Source organism: Ralstonia mannitolilytica (genome assembly GCF_905397375.1).
GTDB lineage: Bacteria > Pseudomonadota > Gammaproteobacteria > Burkholderiales > Burkholderiaceae > Ralstonia > Ralstonia mannitolilytica.
The window spans coordinates 1199641-1216910 of sequence record NZ_CAJPVG010000001.1; the positions used below are offsets into that span (position 1 = coordinate 1199641).

General features: G+C 64.6%; 13 protein-coding genes. 8 read left to right on the forward strand and 5 right to left on the reverse strand.

What is annotated here, in order from left to right; genetic code table 11:
* Nucleotides 1-36: 36 nt before the first annotated feature.
* The 5 genes from KHN96_RS05385 to tssJ form a co-directional block, all read right to left on the reverse strand.
* Entirely contained in the window at nucleotides 37-1671 is a 1635-nt protein-coding gene (locus KHN96_RS05385; protein ID WP_147282553.1) for a hypothetical protein, read from the reverse strand.
* Entirely contained in the window at nucleotides 1668-4472 is a 2805-nt protein-coding gene (locus tag KHN96_RS05390) for a type VI secretion system Vgr family protein (protein WP_082062877.1), read from the reverse strand. Before KHN96_RS05390 ends, KHN96_RS05385 begins: the two co-directional genes overlap by 4 nt.
* A 70-nt stretch (nucleotides 4473-4542) precedes the next feature.
* Nucleotides 4543-5343, reverse strand: a complete 801-nt coding sequence (gene icmH / locus KHN96_RS05395) for a type IVB secretion system protein IcmH/DotU (RefSeq protein ID WP_115044530.1) — start codon at nucleotides 5341-5343, stop codon at nucleotides 4543-4545.
* On the reverse strand, nucleotides 5340-6686 hold the full coding sequence (tssK, locus tag KHN96_RS05400) for a type VI secretion system baseplate subunit TssK (protein WP_062738237.1): 1347 nt from the start codon (nucleotides 6684-6686) through the stop codon (nucleotides 5340-5342). Before tssK ends, icmH begins: the two co-directional genes overlap by 4 nt.
* A 15-nt stretch (nucleotides 6687-6701) precedes the next feature.
* Nucleotides 6702-7385 (reverse strand): type VI secretion system lipoprotein TssJ, encoded by a 684-nt coding sequence (gene tssJ / locus KHN96_RS05405; protein WP_373271721.1) that lies wholly within the window; start codon nucleotides 7383-7385, stop codon nucleotides 6702-6704.
* Between the two features lie 336 nt (nucleotides 7386-7721).
* Between tssJ and KHN96_RS05410 the strand changes: the two genes are divergently transcribed.
* The 8 genes from KHN96_RS05410 to tssH all read left to right on the forward strand — a co-directional run bounded on the left by KHN96_RS05410 (nucleotide 7722) and on the right by tssH (nucleotide 17267).
* Nucleotides 7722-8354 (forward strand): outer membrane protein assembly factor BamD, encoded by a 633-nt coding sequence (locus KHN96_RS05410; protein ID WP_062738239.1) that lies wholly within the window; start codon nucleotides 7722-7724, stop codon nucleotides 8352-8354.
* A 35-nt stretch (nucleotides 8355-8389) separates the two neighbouring features.
* Complete coding sequence (tssB, locus tag KHN96_RS05415) at nucleotides 8390-8902, forward strand: type VI secretion system contractile sheath small subunit (protein WP_062738240.1); 513 nt, start codon at nucleotides 8390-8392, stop codon at nucleotides 8900-8902.
* Entirely contained in the window at nucleotides 8895-10379 is a 1485-nt protein-coding gene (gene tssC, locus KHN96_RS05420; protein ID WP_062738241.1) for a type VI secretion system contractile sheath large subunit, read from the forward strand. The genes tssB and tssC overlap by 8 nt, the downstream gene beginning before the upstream one ends.
* Nucleotides 10380-10491: 112 nt before the next feature.
* Nucleotides 10492-10995, forward strand: coding sequence for an Hcp family type VI secretion system effector (locus KHN96_RS05425; protein WP_062738242.1), 504 nt, complete (start codon nucleotides 10492-10494; stop codon nucleotides 10993-10995).
* A 63-nt stretch (nucleotides 10996-11058) separates the two neighbouring features.
* On the forward strand, nucleotides 11059-11532 hold the full coding sequence (gene tssE, locus KHN96_RS05430; protein ID WP_062738273.1) for a type VI secretion system baseplate subunit TssE: 474 nt from the start codon (nucleotides 11059-11061) through the stop codon (nucleotides 11530-11532).
* A 57-nt stretch (nucleotides 11533-11589) separates the two neighbouring features.
* Nucleotides 11590-13440, forward strand: coding sequence for a type VI secretion system baseplate subunit TssF (gene tssF / locus KHN96_RS05435; protein WP_062738243.1), 1851 nt, complete (start codon nucleotides 11590-11592; stop codon nucleotides 13438-13440).
* Complete coding sequence (tssG, locus tag KHN96_RS05440) at nucleotides 13404-14504, forward strand: type VI secretion system baseplate subunit TssG (RefSeq protein WP_062738244.1); 1101 nt, start codon at nucleotides 13404-13406, stop codon at nucleotides 14502-14504. The genes tssF and tssG overlap by 37 nt, the downstream gene beginning before the upstream one ends.
* Nucleotides 14505-14543: 39 nt before the next feature.
* Nucleotides 14544-17267: a type VI secretion system ATPase TssH gene (gene tssH, locus KHN96_RS05445; protein WP_062738245.1), complete on the forward strand. Its 2724-nt coding sequence runs from the start codon at nucleotides 14544-14546 to the stop codon at nucleotides 17265-17267.
* Nucleotides 17268-17270 lie beyond the last annotated feature (3 nt).

Consider the following 17270-nt stretch of genomic DNA (forward strand, 5'->3'; position numbering starts at 1 on the left):
TGCGGTATCCGGAACACAGATGGGGCGAGTATCGCTCTACTGTTGTGGCTTCCTTGGCTGCTTAGTGCCCTTGGAGCCTTTTGTTTGTTCTCCTCGAGGCGCCAAGTTTTTTGCAGCACGGGCACGATCTCGAGCTTTAACGACGGCGTCGATTGCGCTTGCTTCCCATTCTTTAGTGATCCCGTGCTCGGTATGTGGATGAACATCTTTGTCCTGCTTCCCCGCATGAATATCCACCAGGGCCTGAGCGTGATCGAGCGCCCCCTTGGACTCGAATGTCACCAGGACAGTACGTCGATGGTAGCGAGAAGCATTGATTTGGCGTAAGGCTAGCTCCGACTGAGCGTCAAGCCCCTCTTTTTTGGAGCGATCCTCTACCCATTCCGTGGACATCTGTACCTTGGGCGAGACAGTTCCTCTCTTGTCGCTACTGTCACTCAACAGATAGTGTAGAAGCTCGTTTTCTGGGCTGAGTCCCGTTACAGCAGGAATCTTTCCCTCTCTTACCAAATACTTCCCAAGCCCATAAGCCGCTCCTATGCTCTCGCGGGCCTTGGCTTCCGTTACCGTATAGGCTGCTCCATGCTGCCAGACAGCATCGAGGCCCGCGTGGTTCACTTTGGGCAGGTCAATCAGTCTTAGATTGACTGGCCGCTTGTCTACATTGATTTTTTTGATTGTCGCGGGCGCCCAACGCCCCTTTAGCTTATCGTGAGGCCAACTGCCGCTGAGACGTTGAACCTCGTGATAGTCGACCATATGCTCGCCTACCAGCCCCTTCTCTTGACTGGCCAGGTTCGCGAATGTTTTGCGCGTGAGTTGTATGGCTGCATGTAGCCGCCCGCTATTCTTCTTTGCACTAGTACGATCACTTTCTCTCACTTTGGTCCTACCCTGCCGCTCTGGCGTGCGGCCTCTGGGATGGAGGTCCGCCTTATTGTTCCCAGACTTTGCCCGGAGCCCAGGTGTCGCTGATCCAGCCACTGCTTTCTGTCCGGCAGCCATGACGATTGCGGCTGCTTGCTCGCCCAGCAGGTCTTCAAGGAAGGCATAGATTTCATTGCTGGCGCGCTGCAACGGTCCACCAATCTGGCCTCTGAGTTTCTTGAGCGAAGGGAGAATCTCTTTGGCGAGATTTTGCACTGGGTCAGGGATCAGCCAATCTTTCCAACCGCTCGCGGTCGCAATGAATTCGGTCAGTTCAATGGCCGCGGCAAGGGCAGTATCGACTTGAGCGATAGCAGAATTTGTGCGGACGACCCACTTGCCTAGTAGTTCCTGGCGGACCCATCTGATCGCGCCCCCTTTGCCTAAGCCAAGGAGGCCTTCAATAGCTTCAAGGCCAGTATGTATTGCACCCTTGGCGGCTCGCCGCTCTTTCCAAAGTGGCTTGAAAACCGTTTTGAAAGCGCTGCCAATTTCCGGGATGGCGCCGAACGCAGCGAATCCGAGATTGACAAGCTGAGTGCTATCTGCGTACTGGAACCCCCCTCGTCTATTGATTTGGAAAAGGGTGCCGGTGATGTCGCGAGCGTCCATTACTTGGTCCAGGACGGGCACCATAGAGATCAGCCCACCTACGAGTTGTGCGCTGGTGCTTTGTTCCTCTTCAAAATCACCAAGCAATAGCGTCCGAAAGAATCGCTCGATCTCGCTGCGCGTTCCGCTCATGCTTGAGCTCCAACGATGGGAGGTTCAGTTTTAAGCGCACGTTCAATCATTTCGGAGCCTTCCTGCTGGACCTCTTTTTTGTTGTATGCAGCGTCGTCCCGCGAAAGCGGTGGCGCCTTCCAATCCCGTGAGTCTTCTCCATAGTCCACTTGGTATGCGCCGGCTGGAACGCCCTTCAAGAGCTTGTATCCATCCTGATTCAATGTGCCTTCCAATACGGTGCCGTTGTCGAAGGTAACTTTGTAGGGCGCTTCCACAACCGGAGTGAGGTCGTCATAGTGATAGTGCAATTCAATCTCGTGGACGGGCTCAGCTAGCGTTCCCACCGGCAACGCCGGCAACTCAGCCGCCTGCCCCCCAGGTCCCACCAACGGATGCCCAGCCCCCTTCACCGACAACAACCCCGACGTCTCAAACGTCACCGCATTCCCTTCCAGCCGGATCAGGGAATCCCCGCCATGCAGCACGATGTTCTGCTGCGCGAGGATCTCCACCGAATCCGCTGACGAAGTCACGGTGACCGCCTTGTCCGCCAGCACGGCGAGCGCATCGGTATGCGCCTGAATGGACACCGGCCCGCCCTCCGCAATCGCGCGGATGCCGTTGCGCTGTGCAAACAGGCTCACGCCCTTGGCGGCCGCAGCGGCGATGACATTGCCCGCTGCAAGATGCCAATCCGCCTGCGCCGTGCCGTGCAGATGGCGGCCCGCATACACGGTGGTCGTGGCGTGCGAGGCGAGGGCGATGCTCGAAGGCGATTCGGCCACCAGCAGCGGCTGTCCAAACCTGTCGACGGGCTGCTGCGTGTCCTGTCCGTTGACGCTGTTCGGGTACTTGCCGTCCTGAGCGGGGTCGAGTGCCTTGTCGATCGGCTCGAATGCTCCGTTGGCAGCCAGCGGCAGCGCTTGCTGGCTCGATGCGGCATCGGACAGTCGTTGCGCGGTCTTCTGCGCGGCTGTGAGTTGTCCGCGCGCCTCGTGTGCGTCGAGCAGCGTGCCGGTGGCTTGAGGGCGTGCGGTGGTCGAGAGCAGCAGGCCCGCGCCGGCCCGCACCACGGCCCAGGCATCGGTGCGCAGCTCGGCGCCGGTGCCGCGCCACGTGCCGCGCTCGCCGCCGGTGGCGCCATGCGAGGTCACGTAGCCGAGGTTGAGCTGGCTGTTGGCGGTGGAGCTTGCCAGCCGCGTGCGCAACTGGCGGGGATGATCGTCGACGACCCACTGGTTGTAGCCGTCACCGCCAAGACCTTGTGAATGCCAGCCGGAAAGGGCTTGCCCAAGCGGCGCATCGGCAGGTGCCCAGGGCAGGGCGTCTTGCACGTTGTGCAGCTGCATGGCGACCATCGGACGGTCGATGTCGCCATCGATGAAGGTGAGCAGCACCTGCGTGCCGGCGCGCGGCAGGTGGTGGCCGCCCCAGTTCGGCCCCGCGCTGGCGGTGGCGACGCGCACCCAGGCGGTGACCTGCGTGCGGTCGTTGCCGGCCGGGTCGGAGAACGCGCCGGCTTCCGGCGCGCGCAGCCACGGAAAGCGTACGCGCACGCGGTGGTCGCGGTCGGTGGTCAGCGGTGCGCCTTCTTCGGCAATGACCACGGCGGCCTGGCCCTCAGGTGCGGTCGGGCGGCGGCGGTACGGCGGCACGATCGGGGCCTCGGCCGGCACGGCCACGAAACGATTGCGGTAGCTGCCCGATTCGATCTCGGTGGTGGAGAGCAACCGTGCGATGTCGGCGCCGAGGTTGTTGGCGGCTTCGTGTTCCACCTGCAGCGTGACGAACTCGCTGTGCTTGCTGTCGAAATGCTGCGTGAGCGTGAAGCGCTGGCCGGCGCCCAATTGGCGCACGCTGCCTTGGCCTTCGTAGCGCAGGTAGGCACCCTCGTGTGCCTGCATGCGCAGTTGCGCGGCCAGGCTGGCGCCTTGCGCATCGGCAAACTGATACGGCCCCGAGGCTTCAAAGCGCTCGAGCGTGGGCAGTTCGCCGCCGGGGTCGCTCGCGGTCGCCTGTGCTGCGGTAGCGGCCAGGGCCTTGTAGTCCCATGAGGCCAACGTGACGGCATTCGTGCCGACGCTGTGCGTGTGGGAGAGGCGCTCGATGGCGTCTTCGCTTTCCGTCGCGTCGACACGGTGGAAGCGGATCTCGGGCTGCGGGCACGTGGGCCGCTGCGCAGCGTTGTCGAAGATGACTACGGTGTGGCGCGACTGCGTACTGCCTTGCTGTTTCTCGTCGCCTTGCGCGTGCTCGATGCGGAACGACAGGCCTTCCTCGGCCAGCAGGCGCATCACGAAGGCGTAGTTGCTCTCGCGGTACTGGCAGCAGATCGAGCGCTTGGCGCACGGCTGCGTGACGGCAATCTGGTAGTGCGCGACAGGGTAGTCGGCGAAGACGTCTTCGATGATCTCGAGCGCGGTCTTGTCCTGGTAGACGAAGCAGTCGCTGCGTGTGCGCAGGCGGTCGAGCCAGGGCACGACGCGCAGCCGATAGCGTGCGAGGCCGCCATCGCCGCCCAGCGATGCGCAATCGGCCACGTAACCGTGCCACGCGCGTCGCTTGCCGTCGGCTTGCAGCAGGCGCAGCGTGACTTCCTGCGAGGCGAGCTTGGCGGTGTCCAGATGCGCCGATGGGCTCAGGCAATCGACGTGCAGCACAAACGAGGCCGATACCGCTTCGGTGGCGGTAAAGCGCTCCACGACGAGGTTGTCGAAGGCGAGCGCCGTCTCCAGCGTGATCTGGCGGGTCTGCTGCCCGAGCAGCGCGCCCAGAACGGCTTGTGGCACGGCGGCCGGCAGGTTAGACAAGGGCTTCATCGGAACAGCGTCGCGCTGGGGTTCGTGTTGCGGTTCTGCAGAAGGATGGGCACGCGGCCCATCGTGGCCATCACGGCAGCGAAATGGTCAGGTGCGAAAAGCGCGGCCCGAGCTTGATGACCTGCGAATAGCCTTCCAGCGTTTCGTTGGTCTTCGTGCGCAGCGTGTGCGACAGCCCCAGGAAGGCCAGCAGCGCGATCAGTGCGAACACCGCGCCGAAGATCCACAGCGGCGTTTCGCGCTTGAGCGTGTGCGCGACCTTGTCGGGCAGCGGCCAGTGCGGTGCAAACGCAGCCCGCTTGCCCTTGATGGCCGAGATCTCATCGCCCAGGCGCGCGGTAAGGTAAGCGAGCTTCTCCGGCCCTTCCAGGATGTACTTGCCCCGAAAGCCCAGCAGCAGGCACATGTGGAACACCTCCAGCGCCTGCAGGCGCGGCGCACCATGCGCACGCAGTTCTTCGAGCTTGACGAAGAACGTCTCGCCGGCGGGCTGTTCGCCGAACAATACGAGCTGCAGCGGGCGGCGCTCCCATGCCGGGCGGATCGAGAAGTTCGACGACAGGATGGTCTCGTCCACGGCCGCGCAGAACGCGTACTTGGCATCGAAGACGTCCTCGGCCGACACGTTCAGCCGCTTGGCGCCCCGGTCGAAATCTTCAAGGAAGGCGCGCACGCGCGAGAGGAAATCCTCCGCGCTGGTGGGCTGCTGGCCGTTGCGCAGCTGGAACAGCATGAAGAACCCGTCGTAGAGCAGGTCCAGCAGCGTACGCGCATGCATGTTCGATTCACGTGCATCCGCCGCTGCGTTGCCTGCATTGCCCGAACCGGGAGCCGAGCCGCCAAACAGCGAAGGGGTGGTGGTAGCGCTCATGAAGTCACCGCGATCAGTTCAAGTTTGAGTTCCCGGATGCCGGCCGGGGCATAGATGGTGAGGGTCTGCGCCTGCAGCATGCGCTCGTACAGCATGCCGCGCGGCTCGACGGCGAAATAGCACGCGCCCGGGCGCACCGGAATGGCTGGCGGCACCTGCGGCGTGTAAGTCAGCGGCACGCCGGGCATGGACGACAGCACGAGCTTCTCCACGTCGTCGGGCGCGCCCACCTTGAAACGGGCCGGAATGGCTTCCACCAGCTCCGCCACCGGCATGTCGGCCGAGACGGACAGATAGAAGCTCGTCTCGTCGTCGATCTTGCCGGAGTCGATGCGGCCGAGGTGGAACGACGGGCGTGTCTCTTCCAGTGCAATCGCAAAGTAGCGCGTCGAGATGACCGTATCGAGCAGCTCCCGCACGATGGTGTCGAGCTTGGCGAACACGGGGCCGGGGTTGTCGTGGTCGTAGGCGGGCAGGTCGGCCAGCGTGTAGCTCTTGGTGAACGTCATCAGTGCGCCGGCCAGGCGCAGCATCTCCTGGAACAGGCGCTCCGGGTGCAGGTTCGGGTGGTGATACAGGTGCGACAGCGCCGCAAACGCCGCATTGGCCGTATGCAGCAGCCAGAACGAGGCAATGTCGCCGGAGCGGAATTCGATGATGTTCTTGGTCGGCTCGCGATGAAAGCCGTACAGCGCGTTCACCTTCGCCTGCAGCGCGTCGAGCAGCCGGCGCAGGCGCTGATACAGCACGGCCGATGCGTTGATCGACAGGCTCGGCGCGACAAAGCTCTCGTCCAGCTCGAAGCCGCCGGTGCCCGTGCGCCGCACACGCACGACGGGCAGCGAGATGAACTGGTCGCGCGGCTCGGTCTCGGCAATCAGCTTGACCGACTTTTTCAGGTACGTGATCGACGCCGGCTCGGCTTCGGTATAGAGGTCGGCCGTTTCTTCCTCCATGCCGACGAAGCGCGAAACCGATGCGCCCTCGACCTGCTCACGGTAGTTGCCGCCGTTGTCCTGCAGCGGGTACAGCGCGATGTGGAAAGTCAGCTCCGATACGCCGGCCGGAATGGCATCGAGCACGAGTGGCGGCGGCAGCGTATCGGCCTGCGGCGCGAAATACAGCTCGCCATCGGGGAAGAACAGCGACAGCTCGATCACGCGCAGCACGCCGCTGGCGAGCGCATCGGTGTCGAAGCGCGCATGACGGACGCCCCATCCATAGGGCTGGATCATCTGCGCCGTCGCGTGCAGGCGAGACTCGTGATAGGCGTCCTGGCGCTGGAAATGCTGCGGGCGCAGGAACAGCCCCTCGCCCCAGAGAATCTTTGCGGAGTAACTCACGTTGGCCCTTGTTGTTCAGCTGCCGCAGCTTGCGGGGGAAAGCAGGTTCAGGTCGGTCAGCGGCACGGCACCGGCCGGCGTGGTTGCCGTGCCGGTGGTGAGCGTCATGGCACACGCATGCAGGCCGATGACGATGCCCGACTTCTCGTTCTTCTCCGTGTTGAAGGCGAACTTCCAGCGCTGGGCGGCGGGGCTGCGGAACAGCGCCACGATGCCCAGCGTTGAGGCCTCGCGCGAGACCTTCTCGGTGAAGTCGTAGCGCTGGCCCGGGATCAGCGTCATCTCGCGCACCTGGACCAGGTCTGCGCCGAGCGTCTGCTTTTCACGTGCGGGGTCGATGAAGGTGTCGTACGGCGCCTGCAGGAAGCTGGTCGGATCCTTCAACGAATACAGGCGCACCACCAGCGCGACAGGGCGACGGTCGTTGGCGGCATTCAGATTGGCACCGGCGGTCATCTTCAGCGGCACTTCGCGCGGCGGCTTCTGCGCGTCGGGCACGTTCGACGGCTTCAGGCCCATCGCCTCGAGTGCACCGTTGGCGGCACCGGCCAGCACGCTCGCACCCGTGGAGCACCCCGCCATGCCGACCACCACGGCCGTCGCCAGCGCGCATTTCCATGCCGTGGCGAGGCGGTGCTGGCGGGCGCTGCCGCAGCCCCGCTGCGCCCCAGAATGCCGCCAACTCGCACCGAATTTCATTATGTTCATGCCTGGGTTATTGATTATTTAATTCTCTCTGTCCCGCTGCGACACATACACCAAAACCGGCCATCCGTGGCCAATGTTTCGATTTCTTAATAAACGCAACACGAAAATATTTCGGTTTCTTAATAATCGAAACCCGACGCAAGGCGCTTCGGTAAGCTCTTGAATTCAAAGGAATGTTTCGGTTTCTTAATAATGTCTTTTTGGTTGTCAACGGCGACGAGCGGAGTGTACTATTTCGCGCCAGTCGAGACCAACATTTAACTCGCCGATTCCGGCGAATTCGATTGGATATCGACGTACCACTTTGAACTTCTGAAGAGTCTCGCCGTGGCCAAAACCCTGCCCATTTCCCGTCTTCTCCGTTCCCTCATCGTGCTGGCTGGCGCCGCCGCCCTCATCACGGGCTGCGCAACGTCCAATCCCGGGCCGCAGACTGACGAGGCCTTTACTCAAAGCATGTCGGAGGCCGAAGCCGCCGCGAAGGGCGGTCAGCAGGACAAGGCCATCGACCTGTATCAGCAGATCGCCAAGCAGAACCCCACGCGTGACGAGCCGTGGGTGCGCATCGCGCAGCTGCAGTTCGGCTCCGAGAAATATCCGCAGGCCATCCTGGCCGCTGAAGAAGCGCTGCAGCGCGATAACGCCGATCGCCAGGCCAAGAGCATCCTGGCTGTGAGCGGCCTGCGCGTGGCGCGCCGCTCGCTGCAGGAGCTGCGTGCCGACAGCGCGCTGGCCGGCGACGTCAAGACCGATGCGCAGGTGCTGGCCAAGATGCTGCGCGACACGCTGGGCGAACAGGTGCTGTTCCCGGCGGAGCAGCCGGCCCGGCCGCCGGTCAAGCGCCGCGTGACCCGCCGTGCCGCGCCGGCCGCCGAAGCCGCCAACCATGGCTCTGCCGCGCCGGCCGCCGCCACCGGTGCCGCCGCCGGCGGTAGCGACCCGTTCGGCGCGCTGCGCTGAACCGCTGCACTGGTTCTGCTCCCTGGAGGAACGTGATGGCCAAGAAAGAAAGTGTGCAGAAGCGTCTGCAGAAGGTGCGCCCGCCGCGCGTGCAACTGACGTACGACGTGGAGAAAGGCGACGCGATCGAGCAAAAGGAACTGCCGTTCGTGGTGGGCGTGGTGGCCGACCTGTCGGGACAGTCGGAAGTGCAGCAGCCCAAGCTGCGCGACCGCAAGTTCGTCAACATCGACCGCGACAACTTCGACGACGTGATGGCCGCCGTGGAGCCGCGCGCGGCGTTCCAGGTGCAGAACACCTTGACGGAAGAGGGCGGCAAGTTTGGCGTCGACCTGAAGTTCCGCTCGCTTGAAGACTTCAGCCCCGAAGCCGTGGTGAGCCAGGTCGAGCCGCTGCGCCAGTTGCTGGAGGCCCGCTCCAAGCTGGCCGACCTGCGCAACAAGATGGCAGGCAACGACAAGCTCGAAGACCTGCTGTCGGAAGTCCTGAAGAACACCGAAAACGCTAAGAAGCTGAGCGCCAGGAAGAACGGAGGCGACGATGCTTGAGAACCAATCCGCTGCACAGGGCGCCTCGGTTGCCGAGGAAGTCAGCCTGCTTGACAGCATCGTCGAGCAGAGCCGCGTCGCGAAGTCCGACTCCGAGCGCGAGCGCGCCAAGGACATCATCGGCGAGCTTGCCAACCAGGTGCTGAGCGGCACCGTGGTGGTGTCCGACAACCTCTCTGCCACGCTCGATGCACGCGTGGCCGAGCTGGATCGCCTGATCTCGTCGCAGTTGAGCGCGATCATGCATGCGCCGGAATTCCAGAAGCTGGAATCGACCTGGCGCGGCCTGAACTACCTGGTCAAGGAAACGCAGACCGGCACGATGATCAAGATCAAGGCGCTCAATGCGACCAAGCGCGATCTCGTACGGGATTTCAAGACCGCCATCGACTTCGACCAGAGCGCGCTGTTCAAGAAGGTCTACGAAGAAGAGTTCGGTACCTTCGGCGGGGCGCCGTTCGGTGCGCTGATCGGCGATTTCGAGATCACGCGCCAGCCCGAAGACGTCTACTTCATCGAGCAGATGGCCCACGTGGCCGCGGCTGCGCACGCGCCGTTCATCTCGTCGGCATCGCCGGAGCTGCTTGGTCTGGAGTCGTTTGCCGACCTGGGCAAACCGCGCGACCTCGCCAAGGTGTTCGACACGGTCGAGTACGCCAAGTGGAAGTCGTTCCGGGATTCGGAAGACTCGCGCTACGTGGGGCTGACGCTGCCGCGCTTCCTGGGCCGCCTGCCGTACAACCCGAAGGACGGCACCGTGGTCGAGAGCTTCAACTTTGTTGAAGACGTGGACGGCACCGATCACAGCAAGTACCTGTGGTGCAACGCCGCCTGGGCGTTCGGTGCACGCCTGACCGCGGCGTTTGACGACTTCGGCTGGTGCGCGGCCATTCGCGGCGTGGAGGGCGGCGGCCTGGTCGAGGATCTGCCGACACACACCTTCAAGACCGACGACGGCGAGATCGCGCTCAAGTGCCCCACCGAAATCGCCATCACCGACCGCCGCGAGAAGGAGTTGAGCGACCTCGGCTTCATCCCGCTCGTGCATTGCAAGAACTCCGACTACGCCGCCTTCTTTGCCGCGCAATCGGTGCAGAAGCCCAAGAAGTACGACACCGACAGCGCCAACGCGAATGCCGTGCTGTCCGCGCAGCTGCAGTACATCTTCTCGGTCTCGCGCGTGGCGCATTACCTGAAGGCGATGATGCGCGACAAGATCGGCAGCTTTGCCTCGGCCAAGAACGTCGAGACGTTCCTCAACCGCTGGATCTCGCAATACGTTCTGCTGGACGACAACGCCACACAAGAACAGAAGGCGCAGTTCCCGCTGCGCGAGGCCTCGATCCAGGTGTCGGAAGTGCCGGGCAAGCCGGGCACGTACCGCTCGGTGGCGTTCCTGCGGCCGCACTTCCAGCTTGACGAGCTGTCGATCTCGCTGCGCCTGGTGGCGGATCTGCCCAAGTCGGCCAACGCTTGATGCTTGATTCCTGACCGGACTCTCCCCGGGGGGGAATGTTCGGGCTTAACCACTCGTTACGCTCGTTACCCGTTGCAGTACCAACAACCAATCTATTGAAGAGGGTCTCTGTATGAAGGATATCTACGTCAAGTTCGACAGCCCGGCAATCAAAGGCGAGTCGCAAGACAAGGATCACAAGGACTGGATCGAGATCAACAGCTGGTCGCAGGACATCGTCCAGCCGCGTTCGGCCACCGCGTCCACCGCGGGCGGCCACACCGCCGAGCGCTGCGAGCACCGCGACATGGTCTTCACGAAGGACCTCGACGTCGTCAGCCCGCTGCTGTATCAGCACGCCTCCGGCGGCACGACCTTCGGTGAAGTCACCGTCGAGTTCTTCCGTGCAGACGGCGAAGGCAACCGCGTGAAGTACCTCGAGATCAAGCTGAAGAACGCCATCATCAGCGAGGTGGCTTCGCAGGTCGTGGCCGAGGGCATCCCGAGCGACAAGTTCAGCCTGCGCTACGCCGCCGTGCAGTGGAAGTACACGCAGCAGAAGGGCGCCGGCGGCCAGGGCGGCAATTCGCAGGGCGCCTGGAGCCTCACCAAGAACGACAAGACCTACTCGGTTTAACGTTTGGTGTCTTGACGGCGAGCACCGCAGCCACGCGCTGCGGTGCTCGCGTTGGTACGCAACATGAAAGGCTTCGAACCCAGCCTGCTCGACAAGCTCTTCGACGACGAGCCCCACGCGCCCATGCCCACCGCATTGCGCCAGCTGTCGCTGGAGGAACTCAAGAGCACCGTGGCCCGCGACATCGAGTCGTTGCTCAACACGCGCATCGTGCTTGAGGAAGACGACCTGCAAGGCTTGCCCGAGTGCAAGCGGTCGTTGCTCACATATGGGCTGAACGATTTTGCCGGCCTGAGCCTCGCGAGTTTCTACGACCGCAACTACATCTGCCAGTCGCTCACCAAGGCGATCGAGCGGCACGAGCCGCGCCTACAGCATGTGAACGTGTCGCTGGAGATCAACGAGCGGGCAACCAATGCGCTGTGTTTCGGCATCAGCGCCGTGCTGCTGGTAGGCCCTGCGCGCGAACCCGTGAGTTTTGATGCCATGCTGCAACCGTCCACGCTGCGCTATTCCGTGTCGCGCGGACGCGGCTGAGATTGCACGGCGCTGCGCGGCATCACGCCGGCAGGGCCGCCACCGGACCGCCACGAAATGGAAGAGCTGCTGCCCTATTACGAACGAGAACTGGCCTTCCTGCGCCGGTACTCGCGCGACTTCGCCGAGCGGTATCCGAAGATCGCCGGCCGGCTCGCCATGTCCGGCGACGGCTGCGATGATCCGCACGTCGAGCGGATGATCGAATCGTTTGCTTTCCTCACCGCACGGGTCAGCAAGAAGCTCGACGACGACTATCCGGAATTTACCGAGGCGCTGCTGGAGGTGCTGTATCCGCACTACCTGCGGCCGTTTCCGTCGTGCTCGGTGGCGCATTTCGATGTGCGCGGCGTGGCCTCGCAGCTGAGTGCGCCCGTGACCGTGCCGCGCGGCACGTTCCTGACCACGCGCGTGGTGCGCAAGGTCGAGTGCCGCTTCCGTACGGCGTACGACGTGACGTTCGCCCCCGTGCGCATCGCGCAGGCAACGTTCGAGCGCGCAGTTTCCGCGCCGGCCGCAGTGCAGCTGCCCAAGGGCGCCACGGGCGCCATCGCTCTCACGCTGGAATATGCCGGCGAACGCGGCGGCTTCGAGTCCCTGGCGATGGACAGGCTGCGCGTCTACATGGACGGCGAGCCGTCGTTCGTTGCCGCGCTGGGCGATGCCCTGTTCCTGCATACCGCCGCCGCGTACGTCGAAGCGGAACGCGCCGGCGTGTGGAAACGCCTCGTCCGCGTGCCGCTGCACGAGGTGGGCTTTGCCGAGAGCGAATCGCTGATCGATTGCCCGGCCCGCTCGCACCCGGCCTATCGGCTGCTGACCGAGCACTTCAGCTTTGCCGAGAAGTTCAACTTCTTCGACATCGACCTCGCCGCAGTACGGGGGGGCATGACGCCCGGCGTGCCGGTGCGCCGGCTGACGCTGCATCTCGTGCTGAAGGACGTGCGCAGCGATTCGCACGCCGCGCGCCTGCTCGAGAACCTGCAGCCCGAGCACCTGCGCCTGCATTGCACACCGGTGGTCAACCTGTTCCAGCAGAAGGCCGACCCGATCCGCATTGAGCACACCGCCAGCGCCTACCCGGTCGTGGCCGACAGCCGGCGCGCGCACGGCTTTGACATCTACTCCATCGACAACGTGCAGCTGGTGCGCGAGACCGCCGCGCACGAGAAGGTGACGGAGTTCCGGCCGTTCTATTCGCTGCATCACGGCGAGGAACCCGGCCGTGCCGGCCACTATTGGCTCGCGCGCCGCAACGAACTCGTCGCGCAGCGCAGCCCCGGGTTCGAGACGGAAATCTCCATCGTCGACACGCAGTTCGACCCCGTCAGCCCGCAGACCGATACGCTCAGCCTGACCGTCACGTGCACCAACCGCGACCTGCCCTCGACGCTGGCGTTCGGCCAGCCCGATGGAGACCTGTCGATGGAGGGCAGCTCGATTGCACGCAACATCACCTTCCTGCGCAAGCCGACGCCGTCGATGCGCTTTGGCGGCGGGCGTGCGGCGCAGTGGCGGCTGATCTCGCTGCTCGCGCTCAATCATCTGTCGCTGGTGCAGAACGGTTTGCCCACGCTGAAAGAGATGCTGCGCCTGCACGACCTGCCGCGCAGCGCCATCTCTGCCCGGCAGATCGAAGGGATTGTCGGCCTGGACTACCGACCCACGACGCAGTGGCTGGCCGGCAAGCCGTTCGCCACGTTCGTGCGCGGACTGGAAGTGCGGCTCACGCTCGATGAAGACGCCTTTGTCGGCACGGGCCTGCATCGGTTCATCCGCGTGCTGGACCACTTCTTCGGGCTGTACGTCCACATGAACAGCTTTGTGCAGCTGATTGCGGTGTCCCGCCGCAGTGGCAAGGAATTGATCAAATGCGCACCCCGCAGCGGCGAGTCGATCCTGGTGTGATCCGCCGGCTGCTGCAGCAGCCGCACCGGTACGAGTTCTTCCAGGCAGTGCGCCTGCTGGAGCAGCTCTTCGCGCGCAGGGGCGGCATCGCGCCCGAGCAGGCGCTGGCCACGCGGCTGAGCTTTCGCAATACGTTGTCGCTGGCATTCCCGCCGAGCGAGTTGCAAGGGATCGAGGCCGAGGGCGTTACGCCCGCCATGCTCGAGAACGACGCCGCCTTCATCGCCGCATGGGAAGAGGGCGCGCTCGATACGCTTGCCATCACGCCGACGTTCTTCGGCATGCTGGGCGGGCAGGGCGCTCTGCCGCTGCGCTACACCGAGATCGTCGCCGAGCGCGAAACCGTATGGCGCGACCGCGCCGCGCGCGCGTTCTTCGACATCTTCTCGAACCGCGCCACCGCGCTGTTCTACCTCGCGTGGAAGAAATACCGCCTGCCATTCCAGTACGAAGTCGACAACAACCGTCATTACCTGCCGCTGTTGCTGTCGCTCGCGGGCGCCGGCGACAAGTCGCTGCGCCGCGATCTTTCCGCCACGCCCGGGCCCATCCTCGATGAGGCGCTGGCCGGCTATGCCACCGCGATCCGGCATCGGCCGGTCTCTGCGGCGTACCTGCAGCGCGTGCTGTCGGACTACTTCCAGGCGCCTGTGCGCGTCGAGCAGTTCGTCGGCGCGTGGTACCGCGTGCCGGCGTCGCAATACACGCGGCTGGGCAGCACCAACAACGTGCTCGGCGCCACCGCGCTGGCCGGCGCGCGCGTCTGGCAGCGGGATCTGCGCGTGCGCCTGTGGGCCGGGCCGCTCAAGCGCGCGCAGTATCGCAACTTCCTGCCGGGCGCGCCGGGCTCGCTGGCGCTGCGCAAGATGCTGACCATCCTGTGCGGCACCACGCTGGAGTTCGAGATCAAGCTGATCCTGCGCCAGCAGGACGTGGCGGGCAGCACGCTCGGCACACGCGGCGGCAGCAACGACGGCCGCCTCGGCTGGGACACCTTCCTGTGCTCCCGCCCCGCGCAGCAGGACCGCAGCGATGCGCAATACACCCTCGCGCCGCTGCATTGACACCGACACATTCATCGATTCTTTCGGAGCGCTGCCGCCATGGCCATCCCACTCAAAACCCTGATCGCCAAGCTCAATGCGACGAGCCGGCAGGCCGCCGAGCGCGCCGCGTCGCTGTGCATGGCGCGCGGCAACTACGAAGTGGATCTCGAACACCTGTTCCTCGCGCTGCTGGAAAACCCCCGCAGCGACTTTGCCGTGGCTGCGCGCGCCAGCGGCATCGACCTGGCCGCGCTGCAGCGCGACCTTGAAGCCGAGATCGGCCGCTTCCAGACCGGCAATACGCGCACGCCGGCGTTTTCTCCGTATCTGCCCAAGCTGTTCGAGCACGGCTGGCTGATCGCCTCGCTCGATTCGCAAATCACGCGCATCCGCTCCGGCCATTTGCTGCTGGCCCTGCTGACGGAACCGAGCCTCTCGGCGCTCGCACAGCGCGGCTCGCGCCTGTTCGGGCAGATCGATGCGGACCGCCTCAAGCACAATTTCGACCGCATGACCGCCGGCTCGGGCGAGCAGGAGCAGGCCGTCGACATGGCCGATGCCGGCGCAGGCGGATCGCAAGGCGACGGCACCAAGCCTGCCGCAGCGCTGACGGCCACGCCGGCGCTCGACCAGTTCACCGTTGACCTCACGCAATCGGCGCGCGACGGCCGTATCGACCCGGTGGTCGGGCGCGACGCCGAGATCCGCCAGGTCATCGATATCCTCATGCGGCGCCGCCAGAACAACCCGATCCTCACCGGCGAGGCGGGCGTGGGCAAGACCGCTGTGGTGGAAGGGCTGGCGCTGCGCGTGGCCGCCAACGACGTGCCGCCGCCGCTGCAGGGCGTGACGCTGCGCACGCTCGACATGGGCCTCCTGCAGGCCGGCGCCAGCGTCAAGGGCGAGTTCGAGAGCCGCCTGAAGAACGTGATCGACGAGGTGAAGAAGAGCCCCAAGCCGATCATCCTGTTCATCGACGAAGCGCACACCATCATCGGCGCGGGCGGGCAAGCCGGCCAGAACGACGCAGCCAACCTGCTCAAGCCGGCCCTGGCGCGCGGCGAGCTGCGTACGATCGCCGCCACCACGTGGAGCGAATACAAGAAGTACTTCGAAAAAGATGCCGCCCTGGCCCGGCGCTTCCAGGTCGTGAAGGTGGAAGAGCCGGGCGAGGCGCTGGCAGCCGCCATGCTGCGCGGCATGGCGCCGTTGATGGAGCGCCACTTTGGCGTGCGCGTGCTGGACGAAGCCATTACCGAAGCGGTGCGACTGTCGCATCGCTATATCAGCGGCCGGCAGTTGCCGGACAAGGCCGTCAGCGTGCTCGACACGGCGTGCGCCAAGGTGGCGCTGGGCCAGAGCGCCACGCCGGGTGCCATTGAAGACGACCAGAAAACGCTGGAACGTCTGAAGGGTGAAATCAACGCGCTGGAGCGCGAGCAAAGCGCCGGTGCCGGGCACGACGCGCGCCTGAAGGCGCTGAACGAGCGGCGCACGGAGCTGGAGCAACGCGTCGCGCAGAACACCGAACGTCTGGCGCAGGAGCGCGCGCTGGTCGCTCGCATTCAGGCGCTGCGCGAGGCGCGCGAAAGCGGTACCGCCGAGGCCGGCGAGGAAGACGCATTGCCCGTGGCCGCCAACAGCGACGTCGTCTCGATCCCCAAGCGTAAGCGCGCTGCCGACAAAACAGACGAGCAGGACGAACTGGCCACGCTGCTCGCAGAGCTGCGCGCGCTGCAGGGCGAATCGCCCATGGTGCCGCTGCAGGTGGATGGCCATGTGGTGTCGGAGATCGTCTCGGCGTGGACCGGCATTCCGCTCGGCCGCATGGTCAAGGACGAACTGCGCACGGTGCTGAACCTCAAGCCGCTGCTGGCCGCCCGCGTGATCGGGCAGGACCACGCGCTGGATGCCATCGCGCAGCGCGTGCGCACCGCCACCGCCAACCTGGAAGACCCGAACAAGCCGCGCGGCGTGTTCCTGTTTGCCGGCCCTTCCGGCGTGGGCAAGACGGAAACGGCGCTGGCGCTGGCCGACATCCTCTACGGTGGTGAACGCAAGCTCATCACCATCAACATGAGCGAGTACCAGGAAGCGCACAGCGTGTCGGGGCTGAAGGGCTCGCCGCCGGGCTACGTCGGCTATGGCGAGGGGGGTGTGCTGACCGAAGCGGTGCGTCGCAACCCGTACAGCGTCGTGCTGCTCGACGAGGTAGAGAAGGCCCACCCCGATGTGCTGGAGATGTTCTTCCAGGTATTCGACAAGGGCGAGATGGACGACGCCGAAGGCCGCCCGATCGACTTCCGCAACACCATCATCATCCTCACGTCGAATGTCGGGTCATCGGCCATCATGCAGGCGTGCCTGAACAAGGCGGCCGACGAATTGCCCGACGCCGATGCGCTGGCCGAACTGCTGCGCCCGACGCTGTACAAGACGTTCAAGCCGGCATTCCTCGGGCGCATGAAGGTGGTGCCGTATTACCCGATCTCCGACGACGTGCTGGCCGAGATCATCACGCTCAAGCTCGGTCGCATCCGGGACCGGGTGGCGGCCAACCACAAGGCCACGTTCCAGTGGGACAACGCGTTGGTCGAATCCGTGCTCGCGCGCTGCACCGAAGTGGACGCCGGCGCCCGCGCGGTCGACCACATCCTCAACGGCACGCTGTTGCCGCAGATTGCCGAGTCGGTGCTGACGCGCATGGCCGAAGGCGGCAGCGTCGAGAAGATCAAGGTCGGCGTCGGCAAGAACGGCGAGTTCAAGTACCGCATCCAATAAGCG

What these genes read in the sequence shown, in the direction of transcription:
- KHN96_RS05385 (WP_147282553.1), bottom strand. Translation starts at nt 1,671, where the DNA reads ATGAGCGGAACGCGCAGCGAGATCGAGCGATTCTTTCGGACGCTATTG.
- KHN96_RS05390 (WP_082062877.1), bottom strand. Translation starts at nt 4,472, where the DNA reads ATGAAGCCCTTGTCTAACCTGCCGGCCGCCGTGCCACAAGCCGTTCTG.
- icmH (WP_115044530.1), bottom strand. Translation starts at nt 5,343, where the DNA reads ATGAGCGCTACCACCACCCCTTCGCTGTTTGGCGGCTCGGCTCCCGGT.
- tssJ (WP_373271721.1), bottom strand. Translation starts at nt 7,385, where the DNA reads ATGAAATTCGGTGCGAGTTGGCGGCATTCTGGGGCGCAGCGGGGCTGC.
- tssB (WP_062738240.1), top strand. Translation starts at nt 8,390, where the DNA reads ATGGCCAAGAAAGAAAGTGTGCAGAAGCGTCTGCAGAAGGTGCGCCCG.
- tssC (WP_062738241.1), top strand. Translation starts at nt 8,895, where the DNA reads ATGCTTGAGAACCAATCCGCTGCACAGGGCGCCTCGGTTGCCGAGGAA.
- KHN96_RS05425 (WP_062738242.1), top strand. Translation starts at nt 10,492, where the DNA reads ATGAAGGATATCTACGTCAAGTTCGACAGCCCGGCAATCAAAGGCGAG.
- tssE (WP_062738273.1), top strand. Translation starts at nt 11,059, where the DNA reads ATGAAAGGCTTCGAACCCAGCCTGCTCGACAAGCTCTTCGACGACGAG.
- tssF (WP_062738243.1), top strand. Translation starts at nt 11,590, where the DNA reads ATGGAAGAGCTGCTGCCCTATTACGAACGAGAACTGGCCTTCCTGCGC.
- tssG (WP_062738244.1), top strand. Translation starts at nt 13,404, where the DNA reads ATGCGCACCCCGCAGCGGCGAGTCGATCCTGGTGTGATCCGCCGGCTG.
- tssH (WP_062738245.1), top strand. Translation starts at nt 14,544, where the DNA reads ATGGCCATCCCACTCAAAACCCTGATCGCCAAGCTCAATGCGACGAGC.